The sequence below is a fragment of the Sutterella parvirubra YIT 11816 genome (assembly GCF_000250875.1).
In the GTDB taxonomy this organism is placed as follows: Bacteria; Pseudomonadota; Gammaproteobacteria; order Burkholderiales; family Burkholderiaceae_F; genus Sutterella; species Sutterella parvirubra.
In genome coordinates, this window is sequence record NZ_JH605019.1 from 1 (window position 1) to 1,501 (window position 1,501).

The following is a 1,501-nucleotide window of genomic DNA, read 5'->3' on the forward strand; positions in this document are numbered from 1 at the left end:
ATGAGGTGAAGGTAGCGGTCGGCGGCGACGCCCCGCACGCGCCGGTCCTCTCCAAGATGAACCCGGACGACGTGATCAGCGTGAAGGACGCCGCGCGCGCCGCTTGTTCGGAGAGCGACAACCGCGCCGCGAACCTCCTCATGAAGACGTTGGGCAGCCCCGCCGCGATGACGGCGTGGCTCCAGTGGAAGGGGGACCTCCGGACCCGCATCGACCGCTACGAGCCCGACTGCAACAAGACGTCCGCCTACGACGTGCGCGACAAGACGCGCCCGTCCGCGATCACGCAGCTCTGGAGGAAGCTCTACCTCGACTTCACGCCGGACGAACGGATGGAGTGGGAGGACATGTTGAAGGCCAACAAGCACTCCGCGCACCTCTTCAAGGCGCAGGTGCCGCAAGGTTGGACGGTTGCGGACCGTACTGGGTCGGGGTCGTCCGACGACGAGACGAACAGCTCGGTCCACGCCATGCTCTTCAATCCGGAGGGCGCCGCCTGGTTTGCGGCGGTTCACGTGAGGATGCCGGCGGGGACGGACCTCCAAACCCGCGACGCGGTTCTGGCGAAGGCCTGCGGGATCGTCATGCGGACGATCGCGCCTGGGAAGTGAATCGGAGGCTGAGAAGGCAACGAAACGAGGGGCGCTCACGGTGGGCGCCCCTTTGCGTTCCTGCGGTCCTGACGACGGGCGCCCCTCAGTTTCCGGTCACGTACGCCCCCGGCGTCACGCCGAAGACGCGCTTGAAGGCCACGATGAAGGCGGTCGCGCTCGAATACCCCACCTCCGCCGCGACGGCCTCGGTGGTCATCCCGCGGCGAAGAAGCAGCGTCGCCTGAAGCATGACGAGCTCCAGGCGCCAGTCCCCGAACCCTCTGCCCGTTTCCGCCGCGAGGATGCGGGAGAGCTGCCGCCCCGAGATCCCGGCCGCTTCCGCGTAGTCTTCGCGCGAGACCCGCATGTCGGGCTCCGCAATGATCGCCTCGGCGACGGCCTTCAAAAGGGGATGCGTGGAGAGCGCCGCAAAGCCCGGTTTGAGGCGCTCCGCCGAACGGATCTCGTCGATCAGCACCCTGGCGATCCGCCCGAGGGGCGAGTCGGCGTCGAAGGGGTCGTTCCGGTCGATGAAGCGCCGCGCCGCTTCCAAGGCGAGGTTCGAGATGAAGAAGCGCTCGATCGTCTTCGGGAGCTCCGCGCAGAGGGGCTCCGCGAAGTGCACGTACCAACTCGAGGCATTCTCGCCCAGGATCCCTTCGTGGGCGACGCCCGAAGGCACCCACGCGGCGGTGCCGGCCGGCAAAGCGACGATCGAACCCCCGACCGACAACCCCACCCAGCCCGAGAGCGTGATGGTGAGCTGCCCGGTCTTGTGGGCGTGCTGGCCCACGCCACGGGCGTCGCCGTGCTCGATGCGGTCCTTCACCAAGACGCCGTGCACCGGCGCGGTCACGTCGTCCGGGCGGAAGTTTTCGGGCCAGCGGGTGGGAAGGGCGGGAAGGTGT

At 68.2% G+C, this 1,501-nt stretch carries 2 protein-coding genes; one reads left to right on the forward strand and one right to left on the reverse strand.

Annotated features, from left to right (window positions below):
- Positions 1–611 (forward strand): class A beta-lactamase (locus HMPREF9440_RS09895; RefSeq protein ID WP_008543861.1); only part of this gene is annotated, 611 nt, incomplete at its 5' end.
- 85 nt (positions 612–696) lie between these two features.
- Here HMPREF9440_RS09895 and HMPREF9440_RS09900 read toward each other — a convergent pair.
- Positions 697–1,501 (reverse strand): AraC family transcriptional regulator (locus tag HMPREF9440_RS09900; RefSeq protein WP_008543862.1); only part of this gene is annotated, 805 nt, incomplete at its 5' end.